The organism is Microcoleus sp. PH2017_05_CCC_O_A, assembly GCF_020738785.1.
In the GTDB taxonomy this organism is placed as follows: domain Bacteria; phylum Cyanobacteriota; class Cyanobacteriia; order Cyanobacteriales; family Microcoleaceae; genus Microcoleus.
In genome coordinates this window covers 1-1,501 of record NZ_JAEQCB010000310.1, presented here as the reverse complement: position 1 = coordinate 1,501, position 1,501 = coordinate 1, and the positions used below count along the sequence as shown (strand labels likewise).

Below are 1,501 nucleotides of genomic sequence, written 5' to 3'. Positions count from 1 at the left end.
ACTGTAGTTTAGACTAAAAAATGATTGCAGCCAAAAGTAGCCGCCTTTGAATATCCGGCAAGCTGTTACTCAAAAACTCAAGAGGGAGAAGATTAAATAACTAATCTTGAAGACTTTTTACGTCGAGAAACCCGTTTTTTCACAGTGGGATAGCACGGTGCCTTGGTCCGTACCCTTCCTTTTTCCCAACCAGGGGATTTTCCCCTCTGTTTAGGCATTTTTGCGGGAGTACCAATGTCAACTAAAAGCGACAACATTGATTGAGCAACACGTCCAGGGGTTAAATTAATCGTAGCAGATTGCCAAGGTAATACATTCTCAACCACTAAATCCCTAGCTAGCCAGAGTTGCCAACTCATCAACGGCATTAAATCACTCCAACGCTCGGATTGTTCGGGAGTTCTCAGGTTAGGCAATGTCCAGTGTAGTCGTTGCTTGGCAAACCTATACCAATGATCTACTCCAAAACGTCGTAAATATTTGAACCAGACTGTTTCTAGAGGGAGAGTTCGTTCTCCCACCCAAGCCAACCATAAGGGTGGAAATGGCTGACCATTTGACATGAGCTTCATTCTTGCGACGAGGATTAAATTGACTCTCTGTCCAGGCGCACGATAAAAATGTAAGTCTAGCCATTGAGTGACTCGGACTTGTCCCAAATCTGGATGTTCGTCAATTTCAATCACAGTATCCGCTTGGAGCCATGTGGTTGGGTCGTTGAGTCTCATTTTCTGCCCGTGCTTGCGTGGTCTGCCGCGACCACTATATGCTGGTGGTTCTGACCACTCTTCAGGCATTCTTTCGGACTCTCATTAAACAATCAGCTTGAATATCTGCTTGCGCCAGTACCCAATTTGCATTGCCATATTCTCGATCTAAAACTGCTAAGACTGGATTGATGCTCTGTTCACAAACAAGTTTGAGTTGGGAAGCTGCTTTTTCTATTGGTGAAGACCAACTACTAATTCGTTCATGTAGTAGGGGTAATGCCCAACTTCCTTCTGCTTCGGGTATCCACGCAATTGTACTGTACCCCTGTCCAATAATTACGCCTTTGTGATATTCATGGGTTCTGTCTTGTAATGTTTTGGCATCTGGTCTGCCCCATGCAGTATGATCGATTGCCACTAAAACGTGTTCCGTTGAGGGTGCTTCCTTCTGTAATTGCTCCAGATACAGCAGCATCAGTTTTTTCCGGTCTGGTCTACAGTCTTGCAATGCCTCGTAGACGCTTGGCCATTGACGATGGAATAATGGATTGAGCGAAAATTCCGCCAAACAGGCTGCATTCGGGCGTGGTCATCACTGCATCCATCAGCTCGAATGTTGCATCCTTGCCTCGTACTAATAACTCGTATGCTTCTTGACGAAAGTCCTTTAATCGTTCACTGTTCATTTAAGGAGTGGATAGGTTTTTATTTTTCACCCTCATTCTCTCCTTAACGGTGGCTCTAGTTCTTCTTGGGCCACCGTTCTCATCTTTAGTTAGTCTAAACTACAG

Annotated in this window: 3 protein-coding genes; all 3 read right to left on the bottom strand. The window is 44.8% G+C overall.

Annotated elements, in window-relative coordinates; translation table 11 throughout:
* Positions 1 to 92: 92 nt before the first annotated feature.
* Genes JGK20_RS34220 through JGK20_RS34210 form a run of 3 tightly spaced genes read right to left on the bottom strand, consistent with a single transcriptional unit; the run spans position 93 to position 1,396 of the window.
* Entirely contained in the window at positions 93 to 797 is a 705-nt protein-coding gene (locus tag JGK20_RS34220; RefSeq protein WP_293177074.1) for a hypothetical protein, read from the bottom strand.
* A complete protein-coding gene (locus JGK20_RS34215; protein ID WP_293177072.1) occupies positions 790 to 1,185 on the bottom strand; it encodes a hypothetical protein in 396 nt (131 codons plus the stop codon). The genes JGK20_RS34220 and JGK20_RS34215 overlap by 8 nt, the downstream gene beginning before the upstream one ends.
* A gap of 19 nt (positions 1,186 to 1,204) precedes the next feature.
* Positions 1,205 to 1,396: a hypothetical protein gene (locus JGK20_RS34210; RefSeq protein WP_293203365.1), complete on the bottom strand. Its 192-nt coding sequence runs from the start codon at positions 1,394 to 1,396 to the stop codon at positions 1,205 to 1,207.
* Between the last annotated feature and the right edge of the window lie 105 nt (positions 1,397 to 1,501).